The following is a 24,261-nucleotide window of genomic DNA, read 5'->3' on the forward strand; positions in this document are numbered from 1 at the left end:
GGACTTGCTCTCGATCGAAAGTCCGGAGAGAACTCGCTCAGAAGGTGATGATTCCACGGAGGTTGCGACCGGCATGCATGTCGGCGAAACCGTCGTTGATCTGGTCGAGGGTGTACCTGTTGGTGATCAGTCCGTCGAGTTCGAGCTTGCCGCTGGTGTATAGATCGATCATCCAGGGAATGTCGGCGGTGGGATTGGATGCACCGAACAGGGATCCCTGAATTCTCTTCTGGTACAGCGTGAGTTCCATCAGGCTCACGGGAATTCCGACGTCCGTCATCTTCCCGAGGCCGGTGACGACGCAGGTTCCTGCCTTGCGGATCGACGAGAATGCCTGCGCGACATGTCCTCCGGTGGTGACACCGACGGTGACGATGGCCGAATCCGCGCCCTGGCCGTTGGTGAACGAGCGCGCTATGTCGGTGGCTTCCTCCATGGTGGCCACGGCATGGGTGGCGCCCAACTTCAATGCACTGTCGCGCTTGAACGCAACCGGGTCCACCGCGATCACGTGGGCGGCGCCGGCATGCGAGGCGCCCTGCACCGCGTTGATTCCGATTCCGCCGACGCCCATGACGATGACAGTCTGCCCGGGATACACCTGAGCGGAGTTGACCGCGGCGCCCCAACCGGTTCCGACGCCGCAGCCGAGCAGACACAAAGCGTCGAGTGGCAGGTGCTTGTCGACTTTCACAGCCGAGAGAGTGCTGACCGTGGTGTATTCACTGAAGGTGGACAGGCCGCAGGTTTGTGCGACGGGCTGACCGTCGAGAGACATTCTGTAACTCGAGGTTTCGCCGGGTCTGCTGCCAGTCATGATTGCGGCGCCGTTGTCGCAGAGGTTCTGGATTCCGCTTGCACACCAACGGCAACGGCCGCAGGCGGCGAGGAACGAGAACACGACATGATCGCCCTCGGACCATCCTTCCGTGTTCGGCCCGACCTCGACGACGATTCCGGCGCCTTCGTGTCCGCCGCAGATGGGGTAGCGGCCGACTCCGTGGTCGCCGCTGGCGATGTGATCGTCCGAGTGGCACAGGCCTGAGGCGACCATTTTGACAGTGAGTTCGCCGCTGCGGGGTGAATCGAGTTCGAGATCGACCACCTCGTATGTGCCTGGTGCTTGGCGAATGACGGCTCCACGAGTGCGCAAGGTATCTCCTGAGGTAAGAGTTGTTCTTCGGCTTCCTCAGTTGTCTACTCGAGAGTTCAGGACGGGCTCGAGGCCTATCTCACTGATCGGACGTTTCGTATCTTTCAGACTCGTCCGGGGTGCGTCCCAAGATGGCGAGTTGCAGTTCGGTGAGCAGTCGCGTATCCGGCTCGTCCAACGAAATGCCCATGATCTGTTCAGCGCGCCGAATGCGGTAGCGCAGCGTGTTCGGATGTACTTTCAGAGACGAGGCGGCCTTCTTCACATCCCCGAAAGCTGTCAGGTAGGCCGTGAGCGTGAACTGCATGTCTGAGGTGTTCTTGTCGTCGTAGGAGACGAGTCTGTCGATACGAGGGTCCCGCAATCGCTCGTGATCAGCAACGAGGTCGAGTATCTCGCCCAGCAACACCGCGGTGCGTGACGCCGCGAGTGTGGTGACCTTCGAGGTTTCGTGATCATCGGTGGTATCGAGCACGCGGTCCACTTCTCGACGCGCCTCGGGTACGCCGTGCAATCGCGCGATCGGGACCGCGACGGCGGCGCGCACGCTGATGCCCGCACGGGCCTCGACTACTCGCACGGTGTCGTAAGCCCAGTCGCTGATCGCGACCTCGTGTTCGGCCTGAGGAAACAGCACGTAGATCCGGTTGTCGATGATCGTTGTGACCGCGTCGCTGCGGAATGCGCTGGCGCGCAGGCGCAAGGCGTTCGTGATTCGTTCGTGATTCGATCCAGGCGCGAGTGATGTCGCAAATCCGATGACCGCAGACGGTCCGTCGGTGTTGATGCCGAAGGAGCCGGCCAGCGAGTGCATGTCGACTCCGCCGGAGCGAACGCCGAACAGCCTTTGCAATTGGGCATTCTCGCGGCTGGAGGCGTCCAAGGTTCGCATGAGAATGCGTGCGGCGACTGCCGCTGCACCCCGCAATACCGCTTGGGCGTCGTCGGAAAGAGGTTCAGAGGCGCGCTGCACCCAGATGCTGCCGAGATTGTGTTGGTGTGCAACAGAACCCGTCGGCGCTGACAGGTCCGGGCGGGTGATGCTCACAGCGAACCTGTGCGCGGCTCCGATGCTCGGCTCGGAGGGCAGACTGATGACCTCGTCCGATCGCCTGAGATGCTCGAACACGCCTCTGCGCTCTATCCATTCGGTGTATTCGATCGGCCACTCCCGGCCCAGTATGGAGAGCTGACGGAGTTCGTCTTCACCTTCGTGAGCAGCTGAATATGCGATGACATGGAGTGCCGTGTCGTCGATCGTCACGAGTCCGCCGGTCAATTCGGCGATCGTCTCCGAGAGCGCGAACAGATCCGAATCGCCACCGGCCACAGCTCCTGAGACGGCCCGCGAACGGTACATGCTCTGTGTCAGAAGTCGTTGTACGAGTGAATAGACGTGTCCGGAACTAGCCTGCGGATGTACCGCGGCCACTGCGATTCCGATGTTGCGTGCGGCGGTGAGAAGCGTCGTCGCCTCGCGCGCATTCTTGACGAGCAAGAGCTTCGGACGACGCCTCGCCGGCCTGCCTTCGAACTTTCGCAACCACTGCGTCAACGTCGATTCGGGAACTCCCACGGGAAGGTAAATGTCGGAGATCGCACCACGGCTGTCGGTGCCGTCGATATCGGAGGACTCGACGAGGGCGATCGAACGGATTTCGACATCGAGTCCGTCCGGGCTTTCCAGAAGCTCGATCACGGACTTGTCCGTGGAATGCATGAGGGCGCCGAGGGTGGTGCCGACACTCGGCCCGTTACTCCTCGGACCTGTCGACGCTTGCGGGAGGGCTACAGAAAGTGGCTGCACATTTGCTCCTCGGCCAGTGGGTCATTACAGGCTAACCCCGACAGACGAAATGCAGAATAAGGAAATAGGGGACAAATTTATTCGTCAGGCATGGTGATGCCGAGTTCCTGTACCTTTTCGGCGACTGCCTCTGGAAAAACGTTCTTGAACAGATAAAGGTCTTGTCCGATCACCCAACCAGGGGCCAAAGCCGTCGCATATCGTTCGAAGTATCCGAGTTGTTTACCGAAAAGAACCAATTCCTCGGGACTCGCAACGCCCCACTGCTTGCCCAACTGAATCAGTGCCATGATCAATTCACTGAGCTTGAGTTCACCCAGGTCACGGCCGAGAATCGGGGCGAGGGCCGTTGCGACCTGCATACCGAGCTGATCGTCGTCGACCTCGTAGTCGGTTGCATATCCCAAGGATCGAATTCCGCGGGCGACACGGGCGAAATCACCGTCGATGAGGGTCGCTCGGAACATGTCGGAAAGGATGGATCTCCAGGTCTCGGGAAGGACACCGACGATGCCGAAGTCGAGCATCGCTATCCGGCCGTCGTCGAGGACCCACAGATTCCCGGCATGTACGTCTCCGTGAAACGGACCGTGAACGATGACTGATTCGAGCCAGACCTTCACTCCGCGTCGGATCAGCATGCGGGCTTCGTCGATACCGTCCGGACCGGCGACGAACCGATCGAGCGGAACGCCTCGCATGCGTTCCATACAGATGACTCGGGGGCCGCAGTAGTCCCAGTACACCTCTGGTGTCGTGACTCCTTTGTTGTCGCCGAACGCACTGATGTTGTTCCGGAAAGTGGTTTGCCGGTCGGCCTCGACCGCGCTGTTCAATTCCGTCATCGTGGCGTTGTGCAGATCGCGAATGATGGCGGTGGCATTGGCAATTCGAAGGAACTCGACAAATTTCTCGAGGATGTTCGCGCCCCAGTACGCCGCCCGCAGGTCGATCAGCATCCGCGCATAGATGTCCGGACGCTGGATCTTGATGACCGCCTCTCGGCCGTCGTGCAGAACGCACGCGTGTACCTGCGCTACCGATGCGGCCGCGAGAGGTACGTCGTCGAATTTCGCGAACAGGTCGTCCACGGAGTAACCGAGGTCCTTCTGCACGACGCTTCTGGCCTGCTCGGCCGGGAAAGACGGAACATCGTCGAGGCAGCGTAGGCATGCATTGGCGACGGGGGCCGGGAACAGGCCGGACGACGACGCGACCAGTTGGCCGAGCTTGACGAAGGTGGGCCCCAGCGCGATGAAGCCGTCGACCATCCCGTCGGAAGCAGCGTCCGCCCAGGTGCGTCCACGCTTGCGGAAAGGCCACACGATCAGTGCCAGCATGATCGACGTGGACAACACGACGGCGATGATCGCGGAACGCCACAACTGGGCGAGGCCGAAGCGTTCGAGGTCCGGCATGCGGACTTCGAGGGCAGTGGCGGGCACTCCTGACGAGTACGGCCCGACAGGTCGCGTTGGATCCAGCACAGCTCTCCCTCGTTCAACGAGCGCATCCAGCATTTTGCCGTGAGATCACTTACGCGACCCCTTCCGTTAGTCAGTATGCCAAGTCACACATAACTGCCGGAACCGCCTACGCGTTCAGCCTACGATCGGTGAATGCGTGAGCACTTGATCCCGATCGGCGAGGTTGCAAAATCGTTCGGAATTGCGGCGTCGACCTTGCGTTATTACGAGGACGAAGGACTGCTGTCCGCGCGGTCGCGAACTGGCGGCAAACGCTGGTACGGGCAGCGTGAGCTGCGCCGGCTGGCATTGATCCGGATGTACACCGAGACGGGAATGTCCTTGGAACAGGTGCGGTCCTTCATCGAAACCGACACCACGTCCGACCAGTTCTCGACGGTTCTCGCAGATCAAGTGTCGACACTCGAGGCACAGATCGCCGCTGCTACGCGAGCGAAGCTGATCCTCGAGCATCACCTGACGTGTCGGCAAGAGCGTCCGATGCAGTGCCCGTGGTTGCTCGAGCAGCTCGACATTCGTGTCGAAGCGGCGCTTGACTTCAAGTTGACTTGAACCTTCATAGTTAGGGCGCACTTACCGCCCTACCCGGAGGTTGACCATGTCGGCACGACGATGGCTGCCGCTCATCGCCGCATGCATCGGAACTTTCCTGTTACTGACGTACGCCACGATCACAACGATCGCGGTGCCGGCCATCGCAGTCGGTTTGGACGGCAGTACGGGCGCGATGTCATGGGTCGTCGACGCCTACACGCTGGCTCTTGCCGCGCTTCTGGTGGGCATGGGCGCACTCGGCGATGCGTGGGGACGCAAACGCCTCTACATCTGTGGACTGGTCGTGTTCCTGGTTGCAACGGCCGTGTGCGCGATTGCTCCGGACATCACGGTTCTGGTCGTTGCTCGCGGCGCGCAAGGAATTGCCGGTGCGGCGATGTTCGCGACACTCCTGCCTCTGCTTGGCGACGCATATTCGGGCCGCGATCGGCACGTGGCTTTTGCCGCGTGGGGTGCCGTCGCTGGATTGGCGGCGGGAATCGGCAACGTTGCAGGAGGGCTGCTGACGCAGTTCTTCGACTGGCGTGCGGTCTTCTATTTCGGAATCCCCGTGGCCGCAGTGGCGCTCGCAATGGCTGTGTTCTGTTTCGCCGACAGTGAGCGCGGCGACCACAACATCGACTGGGCCGGAATCGTTTTGTTCACCCTCGCTGCCGTTGCCGCGGTTCTCGGCGTGACGTGGGGCGGCGACATCGGGTGGGCTTCGCCGTCGACAGCTCTTGCCTTCCTGATCGCAATCGGTGCGCTGACGGCGTTTGTGTTCTGGCAGCGTCGAGGCAGCAGTCCGATGCTCGATCCGGCGTTGTTCCGATCCCTGAAATTCGACGGCGTCCTCGTCGCTGCGTTCGGGTACTACCTCGCGGCCTACGGCCCGCTCGTAGTCCTTTCACTGTGGCTGCAGAACGGGCTGGAACTGTCGGCATCGGCGGCCGCACTTGTGCTCTCGATTCAACCGCTCGCTTTTGTCTTCGTATCGGCCCTGTGTGGATCACGGCTTCAGCGCGTCGACCTTCGACTGTCGCTCGGATTCGGGACGATCCTTTGCGGAATCGGTTGCGTGGCCATGCTGTACGTTCTCGCCGAGCCGCTCTGGCCCGCACTGATCGCCGGGCTGATTCTGACCGGTGTCGGTTCGGCGATGGTGTCGCCGGTGCTGCCGGGTGCCGCGATGTCGGACGCCCCGGCAGAGCGCGCCGGGACGGCTTCGGCAACAGCCAACTCGTCGCGTCAATTCGGGCTTGCCGTCGGAATTGCGTTGTGCGGCTCGCTCTTCGTCGGTCCGGACGAGTTCGCCTTGCTGTGGCCGTTGGTCTTCTGTGCCGGCGTCGGAATGCTCACGGGTTTGGTGTCGATCCTTCTCTTTTCTCGTTCGTCAACTCCTGAAACAGTTCAACCAATCGCCGAAAGGGCACACACATGACCACGCTGTTCACTCCACGACCGCACCCGCGTATCGAGATGGACTGGAATCGCCGCAGGTTCCTCGGCGCTGCAGCAGGATTGGCTGCTGTGCTGGCAGCGGCCGGTTGCTCGCGTTCGGACGCAGACGCCGGGGGCGAAGGCGACGCAGGCTGGTCCTTCACCGATGATCGCGACAATCTGATCGAATTGGATTCACCACCAAGGACATTTGTCACCTACACCGGTATCGCGGGTGCTCTGTGGGATTACGGACTGGTGCCTGTCGGAGTTTTCGGGGCACTGACACGATCGCCGGGATCAACGGACACCAGCATCTCCGGCAATTTGGATTTCTCGAAGACCGAGATGGTCGGGCAGCTCTGGGGACAAGTGGAACTCGAGAAGATCGCTGCGCTGGAGCCGGACGTCGTCATAGTCCCTCAGCTGCGTGGTTCGGCACTACTCGACGAGGCGAACTTGGATGCGGTGAAAGGCTTGTCGACAGTACTGTTCGTGGAAACGGCAGCAGGAACCATCGACCGAACCGTGCAAGAGATCGTGGAACTCGCCGTGGAACTCGGGGCGGACCAGGATATGGAGGCTCAGCGAAAAGACTACGACGCTGCGCGTGCACGGATCTCCGAAGTTGCTTCTTCGCTGAATAATTCACAGGTTTTGTTCGCGTCCGCAGATCCGGACACGATTCGTGTCAGTCGTTCGGGATTCCCGATCCTTGCAGATCTGGCGGGATTGGGCCTTGCCGTCGTCGATCCGGCCGCGGGATCGTCGGTCTACGTCGAGAAACTGGCTTGGGAGATGGCGGACCACTATCCGGCCGACATGATCTTCCTCGACGATCGCCCGTCCAGTTTGCAACTGGATACGCTCGGAACCAATCCTGCGTGGTCCAACTTGCCCGCGGTGAAGGCGGGGAAGATCGGGACCTGGAATCCGGAACCCGTGCTCAGTTATGCCGGGATCGCCCGTACGTACAACGATCTGGCTGACCAGCTGCTGGCATTCTCACATTCCTGACCGCCGCGTCGTCTACGACGTATGGACCTCTTCACCGCTCTGTCTGCTCGTGTTGAATCCCTCGATTGGCCTGCGCTGATCGAGGGAATCGACTCCAGTGGGTGTGCCCAGACGGCGCCGATACTCGACGAGTCGGAGTGCCGCGAAATTGCTTCCTGGTACTCGGACGTCGACCGGTTCCGGAGCACCGTCGACATGGCTCGATACCGTTTCGGACAAGGGGAGTACCGGTACTTCGGTGATCCCGTACCGGAGCCGATCACGGCTATGCGATCCGCCTTCTACCGACACCTCCTGCCCGTGGCGCGGGAGTGGGCGTTCAAGCTGGGCGAGGGTGCACCGTGGCCGGATTCTTTCGAAGAATGGATCGATCAGTGTCACGACGCCGGTCAGAATCGCCCTACCCCGATCCTTCTGTCCTACGGACCTGGTGACTGGAATGCATTGCATCGGGACTTGTACGGAGAGTTGGTGTTTCCCTTGCAAGTCGTGATCGGGCTCGACAGACCTCGCATCGACCACGTCGGCGGCGAGTTCTTGCTCGTGGAACAGCGGCCGCGCGCCCAGTCGAAAGGGACGGTGACAGTTCTCGAGCAAGGTCACGCGTTGATCTTCACCACGCGGGATCGACCGGTGCAGAGTTCTCGTGGGTGGTCGAGAGCCCCTGTGCGACATGGTGTCAGCGTGGTGCACTCGGGTACGCGTCGAACATTGGGATTGGTGCTTCACGATGCCGAGTAAGACGTACATTCTCCGCGACGCTCGCAACAAACCCTACGAGAGTTCGACGCCCGGTGTGCTTGGCGGGCACCGGAAAACGAAGATCTACGGGCGACTCGACTGTCGAGGGGCTGCGCAGGCAATCGCGCGTGGCGGGTATGTCGCCAGTCGGGTGTTCTTCGCGGACGAGCCGACCGCGATTGCGGCCGGCTATCGCCCCTGTGCCGTCTGCATGCCCGAAGGTTACGCAGCCTGGAAGGTAGTTGCTACGCGCCGAAGCGGTCGCGGTACTCCTTCGGAATGAGCGGCTTGTCGCCGCGGACCTTCAGCTGCTGGACAGCCCAGGTATTGCCGTCCGGGTCGGCGAATCCGAAGAAGGTGCCCCCGTCACGCTCGTCGAAGACGGTGACTTCACTGGCATCGACGCCGCGGCCGATGAGCTCTTGGCGAGCCGCTGCAGCGTCGGCCACGACCAACTGCAATCCCTTCAACGAACCAGGGGTCATCTCGGTCTGCGACGGCAGGTTCCCGATGACGATCGAGCAGCCCGAACCACGCGGAGTGAGCTGGGCGACCGTCATGTGTTCGTTGACGGTGTGGTGGTCGAGATTGAAACCGACCTTGTCGCGGTAGAACTCGATGGAGCGGTCGAGGTCACTGACGGGAACGATGACTACTTCGAGGGTCCAGTCCATGAAACTGCCTTTCGCTGAGGAGGTTCAGGCAAACAGGTGGTCAGAGTTGCGCGACGATCTTGTCCAGGCGTTCGTAACCTTCGGTGACGCCGAGCTCCATATTGCTCTCGATCATTCCGTCTCGCGCTTCGAGGCTCGGATATACGGAATGGCCGGAGAGGCGGGTGCGTCCGTTGCCCAGATCCTCGAACGTGATCGATTCGATGCTGACGACGTCGGGAAATCCCTCGTATTCGAAGGTCTGGATGGCAAAGTCGTTCTCGCGAACGACGTGAAATACACCGTTGAACCGGAACTCTTCGCCCTCGGGGTTGCGATGGACGTACTTGTATCGACCGCCGCTCACGAACTCGTATTCGTCGATCTCCATCTCGTATCCGTTGGGGCCGAGCCACTGCTTGACCAGATCGGGATTCGAATGAGCTGCGAAGACGGCACTGACGGGTGCGTCGAATTCGCGGGTGATGTCGATGTACGGCACGCCCTCAGGAGCTGTGATGGTGACGGGATTGGTGGTAGCCATGGCTAAGTCTCCTTCTGTGTGGTGCTGAGTAGGTGATCGAGCTTGCGGAACTGTTGTTCGTGGATCAGTCGATAGCGGTCGATCCAGGCGGTCAAAGCCTCGAGAGTTGCGGCGTTGAGATGTACCGGCCGCCTCTGGGCTTCGCGGCTGCGAGTGACCAAACCCGCGGCTTCGAGTACCTGAATATGTTTGGAGATGGCCTGTTTCGTGATCTCGAACGGCTCGGCCAACTCGTTGACCGTTTGGGGGCCGGTGCTCAGGCGGGCGATGATCCGCCGTCGTACCGGGTCGGCAAGCGCCATGAACGCTTTGTCGAGACGCTCGTCTGCCCCTGGATCCACGATCACTTGTCAATCATCTCCTTTATCAACCAACCTGTTGATTACGATACGAGCCCATGCCGAGGGTGTCAATGCTTCGAAACCGATTAGCGTGGAAACCATGAACGCTCTGATTCCTCGGCCACGATTGGAAGTGGTGCCGGGGGCGATCCTCGTTCCGGATTGGCTCAGCGTCGAACAGCAACGCTTCTTGGTGGCCGAGTGCCGACGGTGGGCGACCGCACCCGTACCGATGCGCTCCGCTGTTGTCCCTGGTGGGCACAAGATGTCGGTGCAAACAGTCTGTCTCGGTTGGCATTGGCAGCCGTACAAGTACACGCGCATCGCCGACGACGTGAACGGTGCGCCTGTCGCAGCGGTGCCTGACTGGCTCGTCGATCTCGGCCGGGCCGCAGTTGCCGCTGCCTATGATGATCCGACTGCGGGGGAGCGGTACACGCCGGACACCGCGCTGATCAATTTCTACGACGAGGGCGCTCGGATGGGAATGCACCAGGACAAGGACGAGCGCTGCGACGCTCCCGTCGTCTCACTGAGTGTCGGGCAGAGTTGTGTCTTTCGATTCGGGAATTCCGAGAACCGGAACAAGCCGTACACCGACGTCGAACTCTATTCGGGTGATCTCTTCGTCTTCGGTGGAGAGTCTCGGTTCGCATATCACGGAGTGCCGAAAGTTATTGCGGGAAGTGCAAGTCCCGACATAGGTCTGCCGTCCGGACGGTTGAACATCACGCTGCGCGATACCGGGATGTCCTGAGTTTCAGGTTGATTTCGGCCTCGCGAATGGGAGGATCGGTGGGCAGCGCTCGGAGAAGAAACGGGCATTCAATTTATCGACATCCCAGGTCATTCTGAAATAGTCACCAACTGTGGTCATTAGTTAAGGCATCAACTTCGTTGAATCCGTCCAATTGGTCTCGTTTCATGTCAAGATCAACCGACGACGTTTCAGGCTGAACGAGATGGAGATTCGATGCATTCGATCACACGAGCGGCCCTTATCGGTGCTGCAGCTCTTCCGTTGGCAATGGCTGCTCCCTCGCTGGCCTCAGCTTCCACAGCTGCCGACGTCACCTTCGCTTACAGTGCTTCCGGCTCGACCGTGAGCAACACCATCACCAACAATTCGGGTGGAGCTCTGCAATGCAGCACCTCGCTCGCGAACGCGCCCGGCGGAGTGCTGCCACCGATCGAAGTGACGATCGGTCCGGGACAGACGATCTACGAGAGCGGCGTGATCCCCACCGGCACAACAGTTCAGACGATAAACGATATTCCGGACGGCTCCTACGTCGTCCTGGCATCCTGCGGCAGCGTCGATGAACCGACGAGTATGTGGGTATCGGACTATCCAGGACTCGAGCCCTACCTGGCGATGTTCCCGTACACCACATACGCGGTGCAACAGGCATCCTGGGTGGTCTCACTGCCCAGCGCTGGTGCGCCCACATCAACCCCTGGCATGAACTTCGGGAGCTGACACCGGTAGTGGAACTGTGGATCGCCATCTGCCCGAGAGAATCGGTGTCGGGCGCGATCACTGCCGTCTTTGTACAGCCGTGGTTTTCGTCGATCAGAGCTCTCTCTGTTCGCCTGTAGTGACTGCGAAATAGGCCCTATTGATTGCTGAGGCTGAACAATAGGGAGGGCTGAAAAGTTTGGGAGACAGGTATTTTGGCGAGAGTGATCCGTGTGCCATCAGTACAGTCTCGACCGGAACCAGTGATCGAGGCTGATCATGTCGATCTGGTGCATGTCGAGACTCAGCTGGGCAGCAGCTTTCACCGCGTCGGCGCGGGGGATAGAGTTCTGGGGCAGAGTCCAGTTGGTCTCCCGTGCATGTTGCTCGAGAAGGTCGATGACTGTCCGCGGGACAGGCTCGTTGACGTGAAGTGTTGAGCCGTAGCGAAATTGCTGTTCTATCGACAACTCGTAGATGGATCGGGCGAGTAGGTCTACGTCGACTACCGACAGGACAGCGCTACCGCCGTCGATGATCGAGTCGAGGCGAGAGACAATTCGCGTCAGTGTCGGAAGAAACCATCTGTCGCCGGGTCCGTACACGAGATGCGGCCGGACGACCAGGCCTCCGGCGTCGCGCACGAACTTCTCGGCGAGAGCGCGCGTGCGACTGGCAGGTGAGAAGGGGCTGAGAGGTGCGCCGTTGACCGGCAAGTCTCGAAACGGTCCCGGCCCGTACACGGCCGCGGTACTGACGTAGAGCAAGCGTTCGACGCCGACGTCGGCGGCCATCGACGCAACGTTCTGTACGCCGTGTTGGTTGACGTGAACGCACTGTTGTTCGTCGTCGCCCACGTACGACACGCAACAGATGACGGTCGACGCCTGACTCATTGCAAGTCGTAGAGAAGCACTTTCGTTGATGTCGCCGATCACGGTGGCGATTCCTTCACGGCCGAACTGTTTGGCTGCGGTGGCCGTGCGAACGAAACCGATTGCAGCGTTTCCGTCGCGGGAAACCAGCTGTTTCATCACTGCGGAGCCGATGAAACCAGTGGCCCCGAGTACCAGAGTCGTCACGGTGTGTCCGTGTCGAGAGCGTTGCTGCGAGCTCTTTCGACGTATCGTTGAGATTCATTCCGTCGGCAACGAGAGCTGGGTAGATCATGCAGGAGCGTGCTGTCCTGACGCGCCAGGCCGTCATTTTGGGTGCTGCGAAGAGCTTCGAGAAGTTCGGGTACTCCGCCAGTTTGGGCACGATCTTGCAGCACGGGGGTGTGTCGAAGGGGGCGATGTATTTTCATTTCGCGTCCAAGGAGGAGCTTGCGCACGCGGTCATCGCAGCGCAGCACGGTATGGCGATGGAGGGTACCCGGCGGGTTGCTGCGCACTCCGACATCGCGGTCGAAACCCTGGTGCTCGTTTCGCAGGAGATGGCTCGGCAGCTTGTGACCGAGCCCATCGCGCGAGGTGGCATGCGGTTGACGATGGAGATCGGCAGTATTCAAGGCCCCATCGAACAGCCGTACCTCGATTGGATCGAGGCTATCAAGCAGGTGGCAACCCAAGCGGCCGAAGCCGGCGATATCGTCCCGGGCACCGATATCGACGCGTTGGCTCGATTTGTGGTGGGGTCGTTCACCGGAGTGCAGATTCTCTCGGAAATGCTGACGGGCAGAACCGATCTGTACGAGCGGTTGAGTCAGATGTGGAACCTGGTGCTGCCAACGATCGTCCGCGAGGACAAGTTGGCGCACGTCATGCAACTGGCGGCGCTTGCACCGAGAGAGTGGGAAGCACCGAGCGCTTGACGTGGAAGACGCGACGAGAAGAACGTGTTCGTTCCCTCTCATGATTGGTCCGCAACTGTAATTTCGAGTTCCGCGGTGGTTTCCAGTTCTTGAGTGAACCGAACTCGGTGCACATGGCCCGACGCGTCAAGGGGGATCATTGACACCTCGCACGGCGTTTCCCATTCAGTGAACCTCGGAAAGACCGCCGAGAGTGAGGCGATCTTTGTTGCTGGGTTGCCGATGTGAAATCGGAGCGCTTGTCGGGCGGCCTCGAAAAGAATCATTCCTGGGATGTGGTCGACGGGGTGATCGAAAAGGGAGTGGTTGCGCGGATCGGGAGCGCAGAACATCGCGTGCCGAGCAGGATCAGTGCTGATGAGCACATCTCCATCGGTTAGGCGTCCGACTCGCTCCGATCCGACCACCGCGGCTCCGGAAGGAAGGATGCGCCGGCTCGGGCGGTGGTCTTCTCGTCCTTGCCGAATTCGACGGTATCCCTCGGGGCTGACTCCTCGCGCAACAGCGTTGCATCTGGCGACGTGCCGGTTGCCCTCGCTGAGGATCCCCGATACTTCGACCCCCGAAACCGCTCCGTCGCGATGAGTGAGGTTGTCCACTGTCATCGAGAAACTCAACGGCTCCGCGACTGATTGCACGTCGAGCGCGTCCAGCATCTCGAAGCTGAACGTTTCCATGAGGAACTTGTAGTGCAGTGGAATCTCGTATCGGGTGTGGCACAGAAGCACCACTGCCTGTCGAAATGCTTCTGCCACCCCGAGCGGATCGTGTTGCTCGCTCGATACGTCGAATATCCGGTGCGAGACCGGGAGTTGCACAGCAACCTGGTACGCCGAGTCCGATTCGATCCGGTAGTCCGTCAAGAAAACCTCGGCAACAGCATGTCTGTGGACAAGATGCCGCGGCACTGTGCGTGTGTATTCCATTGATTGAATGCACCTTTCGATGTTCACTCGTGTCTTCGGTGTCGTGTAGGACCTAATATTCGACGTCCGGGCGCGTCATCGAATCGTCAAAATTGACGATCTTTTCGAAGGTCGAGTTCGATCAGGGGCGGCACCCCATCTCAGCGAGTGTGTCTGGGGCACTTCCTGCTAGAAGCGTCCGATCCGAAGTTCCAGTGGGTGTCTGCGTGCGTCGTGACCAGAGCGGCGGAGCATCGCGCATGCCTCCAGCTGGGAATGCACCCCCAGTTTTTGCAGGATGCTTCGGATGTGGGCGCGAACCGTGGTCGGTGCGATGTGGGCGGTTCGAGCAATCGAGTCGACATTCGAGCCTCCGTAGAGAAGGCCCACGATCTCGAACTCGCGATCGGTGAGACTGCTGATTCGTGCGAATTCTTCGGTGCGCAACCGGATGCGTTGTACGAGCGAGGACTTGTCGTGTGCAGACCGAGCGGAGTTGGGGTTGATCGCGGCCTGCAGCTCATCGAGCAGGGATGTGAATGGCAGTTGAGAGTTGAGCACGGCGTGGGCGCCCGCTGCGAGCCCCCGAATCATGGAGTTGCCGCTACTGAGATCGCCGACCAGGACCGATCCCTCGAGCGCGGAGAGCTCCTTCACCTGCCAATCGACGCCCCCGCGTGGTAGGAGAACGAGCGCTCTACCGTGATCGCTGGTGTGATGCCTTAACAGGCTCATGTCTGCGGTTTGTGGCTCTGAATAAGCCCTGGCGCTGATTCCGGCAGCGATTGCATTGGCGAACCCTTGATCGCTATGAGTGGTGTACAGGGTGACTGTGCTGGAGAGTGTCATAGCGACTACATCTCCGGTGGAGGTCCACTCCGCCCGCTCCCTTCGCTGCGAAACCAAAACCGTTGCTTTCAGCGTGGTTTCGTCAGCAGGTTAGCTATCGCAGTGACCTTTCCGCTGATGCGCACGAAGGTTACGGCAATATCGCAGTTGCCCGTCTTCCCATGGAAACTCGCGCGTTCGACACCTGATCGTGGACCTTCGAATTATGCTGGGGCGCTGAATATTTGGGAGATGAGTATCCCGTGTAGACGAGTCATTGGGCGTTCCGTCGACGACGTGAACAACTCTCCGGTGCCTCGAGGCATTCAGGCGTCTCGATCGAGTTCCGCGAGGCCGGTGCGTCGCACCTCAATGTTCCGTACGCGGCCGGGTCGAGATATTGACTGTTACCGTCAGTTGCACATACCCTGTTCATTGGCGCTGACCTTAGGGAACCCGGCCTGAACCGGCCGATCGTTCTCGGTCACTGCCGACGCCAGAAGTAGCTTCGCGACGACCGACGAAACGAGTTTCCTCATGACACAGCATGTCGACGTACTGATCATCGGCGCTGGCTTGTCCGGAATCGGCGCGGCTTGCCACCTCATTCGTGAGCAGACCGGAAGCACTTACGCGATCCTCGAACGCCGCGAGAACATCGGTGGCACCTGGGACCTGTTCAAGTATCCCGGCATCCGATCGGATTCCGACATGCTCACCTTCGGATTCGGTTTCCGTCCGTGGATCGGAACCAAAGTGCTCGCAGACGGCGCCAGTATCCGTGACTACGTCGAGGAAACCGCCAAGGAATACGGCGTCACCGACCACATCAACTTCGGCCGCAAGGTCGTGGCAATGGACTTCGATCGCGCGACTGCTCAGTGGTCCGTGACCGTCCTGGTCGAGGCGACGGGGGAGACCGAGACGTGGACCGCGAACGTCCTCGTCGGCGCCTGTGGTTACTACAACTACGACAAGGGATACCGCCCCGCCTTCCCCGGTGAGGACGACTTCCGCGGTCAGATCGTGCACCCGCAGCACTGGCCGGAGGATCTCGATTACACCGGAAAGAAGGTAGTGGTCATCGGTTCCGGTGCCACCGCGATCACCCTGATCCCGTCGATGGCCCCCACCGCCGGTCACGTCACCATGCTGCAGCGCTCGCCCACGTGGATCCAGGCGCTACCGTCCGAGGACCCTGTTGCCAAGGGTCTCAAGCTTGCACGCGTTCCCGACCAGATCGCTTACAAGATCGGTCGAGCCCGCAATATCGCACTGCAACGCGCCAGCTTTCAGCTCTCACGCACCAATCCGAAGCTGGCGAAGAAGCTGTTCCTCACCCAGATCCGCTTGCAACTCGGCAAGAACGTGGACCTGCGTCACTTCACCCCCAACTACAACCCGTGGGATCAGCGCCTGTGCGTGGTTCCCAACGGGGACCTGTTCAAGGTGCTCAAGAGTGGCAAGGCCGACATCGTCACCGACCGTATCGCCACGTTCACCGAGAAGGGCATCGTGACCGAGTCGGGCCGCGAAATCGAGGCCGACGTCATCGTCACGGCGACCGGCTTGAACGTACAGATCCTGGGCGGGGCGACCATGAGCATCGACGGCGAGCCCGTCAAGCTCAACGAGACGGTCGCCTACAAGAGCGTGCTCTACTCCGACATTCCGAACTTCCTGATGATCCTCGGCTACACCAACGCATCCTGGACGCTCAAGGCCGACCTGGCCGCGTCCTATCTGTGTCGCGTACTCAAGATCATGCGTAAGCGCGACTACACGACTTTCGAGGTTCACGCCGAACCTGAGGACTTCGCCGAAGAATCTCTCATGGGCGGAGCCCTGACCTCGGGCTACATCCAGCGCGGCGACGGAGAGATGCCGCGTCAGGGTGCCCGCGGTGCGTGGAAAGTGGTCAACAATTACTACCGCGACCGCAAGCTGATGCACGACGCCGAGATCGAAGACGGTGTGCTGCAGTTCAGCAAGGTCGATATTGCTGTCGTGCCTGATAGCAAGGTCGCCAGCGCATAGTCGGCTCCACCGGGGGATGGACCGGTCGTACCAGTGGGGACGTCGGAGAATGTGCTGGAGATGTTGCGTCGACGTACCCGCGTCACGGGGTTTGCGATCAGTGAGTTCGCTTCCGTAATCGTCGGTTGTGCACCACCACGGGAAGAACATAGGTAGCGACCATGATCACGGCGAGCAGTCCGAGATAGAGATATGGCCAGGTCCATCCCGCTGCTCGTATGGCCAGCAACGATCCGCCCATGATCAAGGGCATCCCGGCCCCGGCGAGCAGGTCGACGTCACGGGGCGAGACGGGTGGGGTTCCGAGCAGAGGTACGCGGCTGCACGAGTTTTCTCTGATCGTGCGCATCACTGACATGCAGTAGAGGGCGGCGCCGGCGATCGCGATCGCCGCGCCAAGTGCAACTTCGACGACGCCGGTTCTCGCGGACATCAATGCGTAGGCAAACACACCCACCGTTCCCAAAGTGACCGGTGCCGACTTCCAGATCGGCGTCGACTTATGGGTGTCGGCGGGAACACTGACCGGGCGCATCGGTTCGAGAGGCTCCATCAGCTCAGCGTGCCATGCGCCGCTCGGGAAACAAACTGCCTGTGCCGTTTCTGGCAGACTCCGGCTGCCTGGCCTGGATGTCGGGACCCCTCACTACGATTCTCATCGTGACCGATTACGACGATCTCGACATGTTCGGTGGCCTCGACGCCTCCTCCCTGCCGCTCCGCCAGCAGCAGATTCTGATGACCATCCGGGATCTCGTGGCTGCCAACGGGTGCACGCCGAGCACACGGCAGATCGGAGACGCGGTTGGTCTGCGCTCGACGTCGACGGTGTCCAAGCACCTCAAGAGTCTCGAGGAGAAGGGCTTCCTCCGCCGAGGAGCGGCCATGGCTCGGCAGTTGGACGTGCGGCCGTTCCTCGTAGGCGCGAAGGAACAGTCGTCGTCGAATACGGTGACGGTTCCGGTCGTCGGTGACATCGCGGCCGGCGCGCCGATCCTCGCGGAGGAGCACGCCGACGAGGTGCTTGCGCTTCCTCGTGAGCTCGTCGGCTCCGGCACGGTGTTCGGACTTCGGGTGCGTGGTGAGTCGATGGTCGACGCAGCGATCTGTGACGGTGACGTCGTCGTGGTGCGCCGCCAGGACGAAGCTCATTCCGGTGAGATCGTCGCCGCGATGATCGACGGCGAGGCCACGGTGAAGGTGCTCCGGCGTCGCGACGGTCACGTGTACCTCGAGCCTCGCAATCCCGCGTACAGCGTCATCGACGGCGATCGCGCGGTCATCCTGGGCAAAGTTGTTTCCGTGATGCGCCGTATCTGAGAGGTGTCCGGTCTCAACGACGTCTGGCGCGGGGACCGCCGTATTCCTCATCGGTGACTTTGTCGCCCCATGTAGTTTCGGTGCTTCCGCCGCCGGGTCCTTCCCACAGCGCAAGGTGGCTCATGAAACGGTCGGGTGCCGCGCCGTGCCAGTGTTCCTCTCCCGCTGGGGTGTAGACGGTCTCACCCGGGTGGACTTCGACGATCTCGCCGCCGCGAGCTTGAACCAGCGCGGTACCGGAGACGATGTGGAGGGTCTGTCCGACTGCATGGGAGTGCCAGTCGGTTCGCGCGCACGGTGCAAAGCGAACCATGTTGGCGCGCATCCTCGACGGCTCCTGTCCGGCGTAGATGACGTCCCACCAGACGTCGCCGGTGAACCAGTCGCTGGGTGCTTTGCTGGTGGGCTGGGGCTTCAAGATTTCCATGAGGTCTCCTCGGAATCGAAAGGGGCGGTTCAGTTCTGCGTCAGCGGAACAAGTCGAATGGTGTTGGGTGCGGCGGCGCGGCCGGTGACGGAGCCGACGATCTGCGGGCCGTAGCGGTCGTACTTGGTGTGATAGGCGGAGTCGATCGACGAGTGGGCATCCGGTGCGGCGGACTCGAACGCCACGTCCCGCTCGATTCCTCCTGCTCGGATTCGGCCCGTTCCACTTGCCGTTGCTCGGACGAACCACGGGTTGTCGGTTCCGTAGGCCGAGCGAACGTACAGTTGGTTGTCGGTACGGACAACCCAAATCGTGACGTACGGCCTTGCGGTTCCGTCTCGGCGGTACGAGGAGACCTGCAACTCCTCGGCGTCGCCGATCTTGGTCAGTTCATCCTCGGTCCACGAGTGCGACATCTCGGCTTCCTTTCTCCTGGTCGAATTGCTTTGCGGTACTTCGCGTTCTCGTAGCCGGGACGATCAGTGCGAGGACGATGACGAGACAAGCGGCGAGCAGGGCGGTGCCTGCGGTGAGAGCCGTTGATACGTGATCGGTGAGTGCCGTTGTAGCGTCGTCGGCAGAGGATCCGGCGCCCGCGGAGACTGCGACGAGGATGCCGAGTCCGAGAGCACTGCCCAGTTGATGTGCAGTGTTGACCAATCCTGATGCGGCACCGGCATCTTCGGCCTGTACCCCGGAGATGCCAGCAGAAGTCAGTGGGGCGAAAGCCAACCCCTGTCCGGCGCCGATCAAGATCATCGGAAGTGCTATCGCAGTGAGGTACGTGCTGCCGGGATGGACCAGACTGAGCCACGCCATCCCGGCTAGGGTGACGGCAATGCCAACCGACAGAATTGCGGAATTTCCGAATCGCGGTGTCAGTCGCGGAATAAGCATCGCCACAGCAAAATTGACGATCGTCATCGGGAAGAAGGCGATGCCTGCTTGGAACGCGCTGAAGCCCATGACGCCTTGGAGTAGCTGAGTCGTGAAGTAGAAGAATCCGATCATGGCACCCAGATAGAGCATTCGGGCGGCGTACGCCCCGGATCGCTCCCGGCTACGGAACAACCTCAGTGGCATGATCGGCTGCTCCGCTCTCGCTTCGTTGAGGAAGAGCAAGGTCAGTAGTATCGCCCCGGCCGCCAGTGTCGCAACGGTGATCGGTGAGGTCCACCCCGCTTCGGCCGAGTTGACGGTGCCGAAGACGAGCGCGGTCATCCCGAGTGTGGCGAGAACAGCGCCGGCCACATCGAAACGTCCGGAGTTGGGCTCGGTTTCCGGAATGAACCGGGGAGCGAGAGCGATCATCGCGATACCGATCGGAACGTTGATGAAAAAGCCTGCGCGCCAAGACACCCAGTCGGCAAGGGCGCCGCCGATCACGAGTCCGAGGCTGGCGCCTATTCCCGCAGCAGCGCCGTACCAGGCAACAGCGCGCGTTCGCTCCGGGCCGGGCGGGAAACTGGCGGTCAGCAGTGACAGCGACGCCGGGGCGACCACTGCTGCTCCGACGCCTTGGAGAGCGCGCGCTGCGATGAGCCACCAACCGTTCGGCGCGACCCCGACGAGAAACGACGCAATCGCGAAAATCGCGAGACCGGCCACGAATACGCGACGACGGCCGAAGATGTCCCCGAGACGAGCACCCAGCAGGAGAAGCCCGCCGAACACCAGGGTGTAGGCGTCCTGGACCCAGGACAGCCCGGTTGCCGAGTAACCCATGCTGCTTTGGATGCTGGGTAGCCCGGTGAAGATGATCGAATTGTCGAGCAGGATCATGAAATAGCTGATCAGAATGATCGCCAGGATCGCGGTGGGATTGATGCGACCGGCAACAGGACGGGTGGCAATGTGGGTCACGCGCATCTTCTTCGCAAGTGGTGGACTTTCGCAAGTGGTGGACTACGGGCGGACGAGGACCTTCAACGATTCACGGGAGTCCATGGCTCGGTAGCCTTCCGCTACGTCGTCGAGTCCGACGGTGTGGTCGAAGACCTTGCCCGGCTCGATCTTTCCATCGAGCACATCCGGCATCAGCTCTTCGATGTACGCGCGCACCGGGGCCGGTCCACCGGTGAGTGTGATGTTGGGTCCGAAGAGTGTCCCGAATCCGATTGGAGCTTCTTCGTATTGGGGTACTCCGACTCGGCTGATGACGCCGCCCGGTCGGACAACTCCGAGCGACTGCTCGTAGGCAGGCATGTGACCTACCGCTTCGAGGACGACATGAGTGCCGTCGCCGCCGGTCAGTTCGCGGACTTTCTCAATGCCCTCGTCTCCACGTTCGGCAACCACGTCGGTGGCTCCGAACTCGAGACCGAGATCCGTGCGGGTCTTGTGGCGCCCCATGAGGATGATGCGCTCGGCGCCGAGGCGTTTGGCGGAGAGCACTGCCATCAGCCCCACGGCTCCATCGCCGATGACCGTGACCGTCGTGCGTTGGTTGACGCCACCCTTGACCGCCGCGTGATAGCCGGTGCCGAAGACGTCGGAGAGTGTGAGCAGTGACGGTAGGAGTTCGGAATCCTCACCGACCGGCGCCTTGACCAGGGTGCCGTCTGCCAACGGCACTCGGATGGCCTCTGCCTGACCGCCTCCGATCCCGTTTCCGGCCCAGAATCCACCGTGTCGGCAAGACGTCTGCAAGCCTTCGCGGCAGAAGTCGCACGTCCCGTCGGACCAGGCGAAGGGGGCGATGACGAAGTCGCCCTTCTTCAACGTGGACACCTCGCGACCGGTCTCTTCCACCACTCCGACGAATTCGTGGCCCATCGGGGAACCACCGGGCGTGGCCGGCATGTTGTGGTAAGGGTGCAGGTCAGAGCCGCAAACGCACGCCCCGACGACCCGCACGATCGCGTCCGTCGGCTGCTGCAGTGCCGGATCGGGCACGGTCTCGACTCGAACGTCTCCGGCGCCGTACATGATGGTTGCTCGCATGGTGTCCCCTCTTGCTTCTGGTGTCGCGTGCGTCGAAGTCGACGTTTCGGCGTGGACCGGTCGACTGCAATCAGTCAACGCCGCGCCTCGCGGGCGCGGGAGTGTCTGTTGTTCCAGGTAACGGCAGTACCTCCCTCGGTCTTCTCCGCTCGAGTAACGTGAACTGCATGGACAACCGAGCCGAGATCCGCGAATTCCTCAGCTCCCGTCGTGCTCGCATCACACCCGAGCAGGCAGGGCTGCCGGCCTACGGCGGAAACCGTCGCGTCAAGGGGTTGCGCCGTGAGGAAGTCGCTCTGCTCGCCGGTGTGAGCATCGACTACTACGTGCGCATGGAACGCGGAAATCTGGCGGGAGCGTCGGACTCGGTGCTCGAAAGCCTTTCCCGAGCACTGCAACTCGACGAAGCCGAAACTGCCCACTTGTACGACCTCGCGAAGGCCGCCAGTGCAGGCGCACCGAGTAGAAAGCGGCCCGCCCCCAAGGGCGTGAGCCCGGCGATTCAGCAGATACTCGACGCCATCACCGACGCACCGGCGTGGGTACGTAATGCCAGGCACGACATGCTGGCGGCCAATCGTATGGCGCGCGCGTTGTATTCGCCGGTGTTGGCCGATCCACGTAGGCCGGCGAACAACGCCCGCTTCGTGTACCTGGACCCGGCATCGCAGGACTTCTTCGTGGATTGGGAGCGCGCGGCAGACGACATCGCCGCGATGCTCCGCTCGGAAGCGGGGCGCAATCCCCATGACAGGGCGCTGACCGAGCTCATCGGTGAACTTGCCACTCGCAGTGAGGTATTCCGCACCCGGTGGGCGAAACACAATGTGCGCTTTCATCGGACGGGATTCAAGAAGGTTCGTCACCCCGTCGTCGGCGACCTGGAGCTGAACTTCGAGGCGATGGAACTGCCGTCCAATCCCGGGCTGACACTGCTGGTCTACACCGCGGCGCCGGGGACGCCCACGGCTGACGCACTCAAACTCTTGGCGAGTTGGGCGGCAACCCAGGATCAGCTGGATCCGGCGAACGACAGCGAAGCGGCGCTCTGAATTCGATCGACAGGTAATCGTGTCGATTCAGCTCAGATGCGTTACTGCCCAAGCTACCTGGTCTCCACCTCGTCGTTTCGCCCGATACATCGCGTTGTCGGCATCGGCAAGAATCCGATCGATGGTTCCCGAAGCGTCCGGGATTGTCGAGGACAGCCACACGCTCGCTCCGACGCTCACGGAAATCGACTGCCGGCCGGCGGGCCGCGATATCGAATTGTGAATGTCCACCACGGTTTGTTCGATGCGACGTGGCTCCACGGGCATGAGAATCACGAACTCGTCGCCGCCAGTCCGCGCAACCAGCCCGACCTCTCCGACCACCGAGTTCAGGCGCCGGCCGACTGTCACCAGCATCCGATCGCCTTCCGCGTGACCCAGTTTGTCGTTGACGCTCTTGAACGAATCGACATCGATCACCACCGCAAGGACTACGTGTCCTTGGAGTTCGCCGACACCGAACAACTGTTGCCAGACATTGTGCAGCCCACGTCGATTCAGTGCAGCGGTGAGTGGATCGCGCCAAGAGTGTCGTGCGTCGTCGGTCAAATACAGGACGAGGAAATGCACGGTCATCGAAGCTGAAGCGATAACACACCCGATGACGAATCCAGTGGACACCGACAGCGAAGAGTCGGTATCCGGATCGGTTACAGCACGAATTGTCAGTAGCGCAACGACGAACAGCGCGCCGGTGATCTGTGCTGTGACTATTCGAGGGCTGTGGAATACCGACGAATAGTTCGCGACGACCACGAACAGGACGGTGCCGGTCAATGCCAGGAAGCTCGAATGGATTCCGGCGAGAAGTATCAAGGACAAGCAGATATTGGTGAGCGAAACGAAACGAACGGATTGATGGTGACTCGGCCAAGACCGTCCGAGTGACCAGCGAATCATGCAGTAGAGCGCGATCATGCATGCTGCGCCCGCCGCGAGCCGTTCAGGGAGCTCGGTTGCGCCACCCTTCACGAATTGAGCCAGTACGGCGAGTGCCACGAACACAGCACACCAAAAGGTGACGACCACCCTGGCTGTCCCCAACATCGATCGAGCAGCCAGGAACCTCGGGAACCATTCGCCGTCGTACGCAAGAGACCACCAGCGACTCAACAGTCCAGTTGTTTGACGAATGTTCTGCCCCAACCCCGCAGCGCCACTGACTCCCATGAAACCCCCTCCGAGATCTTGCGAAAATTCCCGGAAGATTCTTCGTCAAGATTTGATCCCCGAACAAGGTACCCGATAGTTGAACGATGGATTGCCGTCTCGTGGGGTGTGGGCTGCTCTAGGGTGTGATCGGTGTGGTCACGATCTTTCTGAGTGCCGGAAGGTCCAGGGTTGCAGCAAGATCTGCAATAGTGACCCCCGACAGCGATGCGCGCCAGGCTTTTTCGGCGTCGGCCATGACCTTGGCGATTCCGCAGGCGGAACGGCACTGCTCCGGTGGAGCGGCGAGGATTCCTTGCTGTCGAATCTCCGTGCACCGGAACGCAGGTTCGGTGCCGTCAACGGCCTGTACGACGTCGAGAACGGTGATCTTCTCGGGAGCCCGGGTGAGAACGTACCCGCCGTCTCGGCCCTCGGTCGGATTGACCAGGTCGGCGTGCGCGAGCGCTCGCAGATGCTTCGCCAGGTATGTCTTCGACACCCCGTGAAGTTCGGCGAGTCTGGCTGTGGGTACCGGCCCCTCGGACTGGCTCAGAACCACGCAGCAGTGGAGTGACCACTCCACGCCTCCGGAAAGCTTCATGATTGGA

Annotated in this window: 27 protein-coding genes; 11 read left to right on the forward strand and 16 right to left on the reverse strand. The window is 61.1% G+C overall.

Going from position 1 to position 24,261, the window contains the following annotated elements:
• Positions 1 to 37 precede the first annotated feature (37 nt).
• From G4D79_RS08495 to G4D79_RS08505, 3 genes are all read right to left on the reverse strand, one after another.
• The gene (locus G4D79_RS08495) at positions 38 to 1,153 is read right to left on the reverse strand and encodes an NDMA-dependent alcohol dehydrogenase (RefSeq protein ID WP_099697104.1); all 1,116 of its coding nucleotides are present in this window, start codon (positions 1,151 to 1,153) and stop codon (positions 38 to 40) included.
• A gap of 79 nt (positions 1,154 to 1,232) precedes the next feature.
• Entirely contained in the window at positions 1,233 to 2,960 is a 1,728-nt protein-coding gene (locus G4D79_RS08500; RefSeq protein WP_235867751.1) for a CdaR family transcriptional regulator, read from the reverse strand.
• Between the two features lie 77 nt (positions 2,961 to 3,037).
• Positions 3,038 to 4,447 (reverse strand): AarF/ABC1/UbiB kinase family protein, encoded by a 1,410-nt coding sequence (locus G4D79_RS08505; protein WP_003940433.1) that lies wholly within the window; start codon positions 4,445 to 4,447, stop codon positions 3,038 to 3,040.
• 132 nt (positions 4,448 to 4,579) lie between these two features.
• Here G4D79_RS08505 and G4D79_RS08510 point away from each other — a divergent pair, with 132 nt between their 5' ends.
• From G4D79_RS08510 to G4D79_RS08530, 5 genes are read left to right on the forward strand one after another with little or no spacing between them, the layout of a single operon-like run.
• Positions 4,580 to 4,999, forward strand: coding sequence for a MerR family transcriptional regulator (locus G4D79_RS08510; RefSeq protein ID WP_007729752.1), 420 nt, complete (start codon positions 4,580 to 4,582; stop codon positions 4,997 to 4,999).
• Between the two features lie 46 nt (positions 5,000 to 5,045).
• Positions 5,046 to 6,422: an MFS transporter gene (locus G4D79_RS08515; protein WP_099697102.1), complete on the forward strand. Its 1,377-nt coding sequence runs from the start codon at positions 5,046 to 5,048 to the stop codon at positions 6,420 to 6,422.
• Positions 6,419 to 7,438: an ABC transporter substrate-binding protein gene (locus G4D79_RS08520; protein ID WP_099697101.1), complete on the forward strand. Its 1,020-nt coding sequence runs from the start codon at positions 6,419 to 6,421 to the stop codon at positions 7,436 to 7,438. Before G4D79_RS08515 ends, G4D79_RS08520 begins: the two co-directional genes overlap by 4 nt.
• A gap of 21 nt (positions 7,439 to 7,459) precedes the next feature.
• Positions 7,460 to 8,179 (forward strand): 2OG-Fe(II) oxygenase, encoded by a 720-nt coding sequence (locus G4D79_RS08525; protein ID WP_099697100.1) that lies wholly within the window; start codon positions 7,460 to 7,462, stop codon positions 8,177 to 8,179.
• Entirely contained in the window at positions 8,169 to 8,462 is a 294-nt protein-coding gene (locus tag G4D79_RS08530; RefSeq protein WP_030536475.1) for an Ada metal-binding domain-containing protein, read from the forward strand. The genes G4D79_RS08525 and G4D79_RS08530 overlap by 11 nt, the downstream gene beginning before the upstream one ends.
• Here the strand turns inward: G4D79_RS08530 and G4D79_RS08535 are convergent.
• Genes G4D79_RS08535 through G4D79_RS08545 form a run of 3 tightly spaced genes read right to left on the reverse strand, consistent with a single transcriptional unit; the run spans position 8,425 to position 9,723 of the window.
• Entirely contained in the window at positions 8,425 to 8,853 is a 429-nt protein-coding gene (locus G4D79_RS08535) for a VOC family protein (RefSeq protein WP_099697099.1), read from the reverse strand. The two genes, G4D79_RS08530 and G4D79_RS08535, sit on opposite strands and share 38 nt — an antisense overlap.
• 40 nt (positions 8,854 to 8,893) lie before the next feature.
• A complete protein-coding gene (locus G4D79_RS08540) occupies positions 8,894 to 9,376 on the reverse strand; it encodes an SRPBCC family protein (RefSeq protein ID WP_003940319.1) in 483 nt (160 codons plus the stop codon).
• A 2-nt stretch (positions 9,377 to 9,378) separates the two neighbouring features.
• Positions 9,379 to 9,723, reverse strand: a complete 345-nt coding sequence (locus G4D79_RS08545) for a helix-turn-helix transcriptional regulator (RefSeq protein WP_003939956.1) — start codon at positions 9,721 to 9,723, stop codon at positions 9,379 to 9,381.
• Between the two features lie 94 nt (positions 9,724 to 9,817).
• Between G4D79_RS08545 and G4D79_RS08550 the strand changes: the two genes are divergently transcribed.
• Both G4D79_RS08550 and G4D79_RS08555 read left to right on the forward strand, forming a co-directional pair.
• Positions 9,818 to 10,474, forward strand: a complete 657-nt coding sequence (locus G4D79_RS08550; protein WP_099697098.1) for an alpha-ketoglutarate-dependent dioxygenase AlkB — start codon at positions 9,818 to 9,820, stop codon at positions 10,472 to 10,474.
• Between the two features lie 216 nt (positions 10,475 to 10,690).
• The gene (locus G4D79_RS08555) at positions 10,691 to 11,197 is read left to right on the forward strand and encodes a hypothetical protein (protein WP_003940400.1); all 507 of its coding nucleotides are present in this window, start codon (positions 10,691 to 10,693) and stop codon (positions 11,195 to 11,197) included.
• A gap of 218 nt (positions 11,198 to 11,415) precedes the next feature.
• Here the strand turns inward: G4D79_RS08555 and G4D79_RS08560 are convergent, their stop codons facing one another.
• Positions 11,416 to 12,258: an NAD(P)-dependent oxidoreductase gene (locus G4D79_RS08560; protein WP_030536480.1), complete on the reverse strand. Its 843-nt coding sequence runs from the start codon at positions 12,256 to 12,258 to the stop codon at positions 11,416 to 11,418.
• An 86-nt stretch (positions 12,259 to 12,344) separates the two neighbouring features.
• Between G4D79_RS08560 and G4D79_RS08565 the strand changes: the two genes are divergently transcribed.
• Positions 12,345 to 12,989, forward strand: a complete 645-nt coding sequence (locus G4D79_RS08565; RefSeq protein WP_003940238.1) for a ScbR family autoregulator-binding transcription factor — start codon at positions 12,345 to 12,347, stop codon at positions 12,987 to 12,989.
• Positions 12,990 to 13,027: 38 nt separating this feature from the next.
• On the opposite strand, the gene G4D79_RS08570 is transcribed toward G4D79_RS08565, so the two are convergent.
• Complete coding sequence (locus G4D79_RS08570; RefSeq protein WP_099697097.1) at positions 13,028 to 13,915, reverse strand: ScbA/BarX family gamma-butyrolactone biosynthesis protein; 888 nt, start codon at positions 13,913 to 13,915, stop codon at positions 13,028 to 13,030.
• A 168-nt stretch (positions 13,916 to 14,083) separates the two neighbouring features.
• Positions 14,084 to 14,743, reverse strand: coding sequence for a LuxR C-terminal-related transcriptional regulator (locus tag G4D79_RS08575; protein WP_099697096.1), 660 nt, complete (start codon positions 14,741 to 14,743; stop codon positions 14,084 to 14,086).
• 516 nt (positions 14,744 to 15,259) lie between these two features.
• Between G4D79_RS08575 and G4D79_RS08580 the strand changes: the two genes are divergently transcribed.
• On the forward strand, positions 15,260 to 16,759 hold the full coding sequence (locus G4D79_RS08580; protein ID WP_003940522.1) for an NAD(P)/FAD-dependent oxidoreductase: 1,500 nt from the start codon (positions 15,260 to 15,262) through the stop codon (positions 16,757 to 16,759).
• 97 nt (positions 16,760 to 16,856) lie between these two features.
• On the opposite strand, the gene G4D79_RS08585 is transcribed toward G4D79_RS08580, so the two are convergent.
• The gene (locus G4D79_RS08585; RefSeq protein WP_099697095.1) at positions 16,857 to 17,312 is read right to left on the reverse strand and encodes a hypothetical protein; all 456 of its coding nucleotides are present in this window, start codon (positions 17,310 to 17,312) and stop codon (positions 16,857 to 16,859) included.
• Positions 17,313 to 17,389: 77 nt separating this feature from the next.
• On the opposite strand from G4D79_RS08585, the gene lexA reads away from it, so the two are divergent.
• Positions 17,390 to 18,079, forward strand: a complete 690-nt coding sequence (lexA, locus tag G4D79_RS08590; protein WP_174519486.1) for a transcriptional repressor LexA — start codon at positions 17,390 to 17,392, stop codon at positions 18,077 to 18,079.
• A gap of 13 nt (positions 18,080 to 18,092) precedes the next feature.
• Here the strand turns inward: lexA and G4D79_RS08595 are convergent, their stop codons facing one another.
• The 4 genes from G4D79_RS08595 to G4D79_RS08610 are packed head-to-tail and all read right to left on the reverse strand — an operon-like array spanning position 18,093 to position 21,449.
• Complete coding sequence (locus G4D79_RS08595; protein ID WP_099697094.1) at positions 18,093 to 18,506, reverse strand: cupin domain-containing protein; 414 nt, start codon at positions 18,504 to 18,506, stop codon at positions 18,093 to 18,095.
• A gap of 29 nt (positions 18,507 to 18,535) precedes the next feature.
• Positions 18,536 to 18,922 carry a DUF2255 family protein gene (locus G4D79_RS08600; RefSeq protein WP_099697093.1) on the reverse strand — a complete coding sequence of 129 codons (387 nt, stop codon included), beginning with the start codon at positions 18,920 to 18,922 and terminating at the stop codon, positions 18,536 to 18,538.
• Complete coding sequence (locus tag G4D79_RS08605) at positions 18,897 to 20,369, reverse strand: MFS transporter (RefSeq protein WP_042447232.1); 1,473 nt, start codon at positions 20,367 to 20,369, stop codon at positions 18,897 to 18,899. The genes G4D79_RS08600 and G4D79_RS08605 overlap by 26 nt, the downstream gene beginning before the upstream one ends.
• 42 nt (positions 20,370 to 20,411) lie before the next feature.
• Complete coding sequence (locus tag G4D79_RS08610; RefSeq protein WP_099697092.1) at positions 20,412 to 21,449, reverse strand: zinc-dependent alcohol dehydrogenase family protein; 1,038 nt, start codon at positions 21,447 to 21,449, stop codon at positions 20,412 to 20,414.
• A gap of 167 nt (positions 21,450 to 21,616) precedes the next feature.
• Between G4D79_RS08610 and G4D79_RS08615 the strand changes: the two genes are divergently transcribed.
• Entirely contained in the window at positions 21,617 to 22,501 is an 885-nt protein-coding gene (locus G4D79_RS08615; protein WP_064073862.1) for a helix-turn-helix transcriptional regulator, read from the forward strand.
• A 27-nt stretch (positions 22,502 to 22,528) separates the two neighbouring features.
• Here G4D79_RS08615 and G4D79_RS08620 read toward each other — a convergent pair whose 3' ends face one another.
• Together G4D79_RS08620 and G4D79_RS08625 are read right to left on the reverse strand one after the other, a co-directional pair.
• Complete coding sequence (locus tag G4D79_RS08620; RefSeq protein WP_007729732.1) at positions 22,529 to 23,671, reverse strand: diguanylate cyclase; 1,143 nt, start codon at positions 23,669 to 23,671, stop codon at positions 22,529 to 22,531.
• 118 nt (positions 23,672 to 23,789) lie between these two features.
• The gene (locus G4D79_RS08625; RefSeq protein WP_099697091.1) at positions 23,790 to 24,254 is read right to left on the reverse strand and encodes an Rrf2 family transcriptional regulator; all 465 of its coding nucleotides are present in this window, start codon (positions 24,252 to 24,254) and stop codon (positions 23,790 to 23,792) included.
• Between the last annotated feature and the right edge of the window lie 7 nt (positions 24,255 to 24,261).

It is taken from the genome of Rhodococcus sp. WY5 (assembly GCF_018588185.1).
In the GTDB taxonomy this organism is placed as follows: domain Bacteria; phylum Actinomycetota; class Actinomycetes; order Mycobacteriales; family Mycobacteriaceae; genus Rhodococcus_F; species Rhodococcus_F qingshengii.

Bases quoted from the DNA above. Each gene is read 5' to 3' on its own strand.
- G4D79_RS08565 (WP_003940238.1), top strand. From the start codon at position 12,345: ATGCAGGAGCGTGCTGTCCTGACGCGCCAGGCCGTCATTTTGGGTGCT.
- G4D79_RS08585 (WP_099697095.1), bottom strand. From the start codon at position 17,312: ATGGAGCCTCTCGAACCGATGCGCCCGGTCAGTGTTCCCGCCGACACC.
- G4D79_RS08625 (WP_099697091.1), bottom strand. From the start codon at position 24,254: ATGAAGCTTTCCGGAGGCGTGGAGTGGTCACTCCACTGCTGCGTGGTT.
- G4D79_RS08620 (WP_007729732.1), bottom strand. From the start codon at position 23,671: ATGGGAGTCAGTGGCGCTGCGGGGTTGGGGCAGAACATTCGTCAAACA.
- G4D79_RS08575 (WP_099697096.1), bottom strand. From the start codon at position 14,743: ATGACACTCTCCAGCACAGTCACCCTGTACACCACTCATAGCGATCAA.
- G4D79_RS08540 (WP_003940319.1), bottom strand. From the start codon at position 9,376: ATGGCTACCACCAATCCCGTCACCATCACAGCTCCTGAGGGCGTGCCG.
- G4D79_RS08610 (WP_099697092.1), bottom strand. From the start codon at position 21,449: ATGCGAGCAACCATCATGTACGGCGCCGGAGACGTTCGAGTCGAGACC.
- G4D79_RS08580 (WP_003940522.1), top strand. From the start codon at position 15,260: ATGACACAGCATGTCGACGTACTGATCATCGGCGCTGGCTTGTCCGGA.
- G4D79_RS08555 (WP_003940400.1), top strand. From the start codon at position 10,691: ATGCATTCGATCACACGAGCGGCCCTTATCGGTGCTGCAGCTCTTCCG.
- G4D79_RS08595 (WP_099697094.1), bottom strand. From the start codon at position 18,506: ATGGAAATCTTGAAGCCCCAGCCCACCAGCAAAGCACCCAGCGACTGG.
- G4D79_RS08515 (WP_099697102.1), top strand. From the start codon at position 5,046: ATGTCGGCACGACGATGGCTGCCGCTCATCGCCGCATGCATCGGAACT.
- G4D79_RS08570 (WP_099697097.1), bottom strand. From the start codon at position 13,915: ATGGAATACACACGCACAGTGCCGCGGCATCTTGTCCACAGACATGCT.
- G4D79_RS08600 (WP_099697093.1), bottom strand. From the start codon at position 18,922: ATGTCGCACTCGTGGACCGAGGATGAACTGACCAAGATCGGCGACGCC.
- G4D79_RS08530 (WP_030536475.1), top strand. From the start codon at position 8,169: ATGCCGAGTAAGACGTACATTCTCCGCGACGCTCGCAACAAACCCTAC.
- G4D79_RS08550 (WP_099697098.1), top strand. From the start codon at position 9,818: ATGAACGCTCTGATTCCTCGGCCACGATTGGAAGTGGTGCCGGGGGCG.
- G4D79_RS08615 (WP_064073862.1), top strand. From the start codon at position 21,617: ATGGACAACCGAGCCGAGATCCGCGAATTCCTCAGCTCCCGTCGTGCT.
- G4D79_RS08520 (WP_099697101.1), top strand. From the start codon at position 6,419: ATGACCACGCTGTTCACTCCACGACCGCACCCGCGTATCGAGATGGAC.
- G4D79_RS08535 (WP_099697099.1), bottom strand. From the start codon at position 8,853: ATGGACTGGACCCTCGAAGTAGTCATCGTTCCCGTCAGTGACCTCGAC.
- G4D79_RS08525 (WP_099697100.1), top strand. From the start codon at position 7,460: ATGGACCTCTTCACCGCTCTGTCTGCTCGTGTTGAATCCCTCGATTGG.
- lexA (WP_174519486.1), top strand. From the start codon at position 17,390: ATGTCGGGACCCCTCACTACGATTCTCATCGTGACCGATTACGACGAT.
- G4D79_RS08510 (WP_007729752.1), top strand. From the start codon at position 4,580: ATGCGTGAGCACTTGATCCCGATCGGCGAGGTTGCAAAATCGTTCGGA.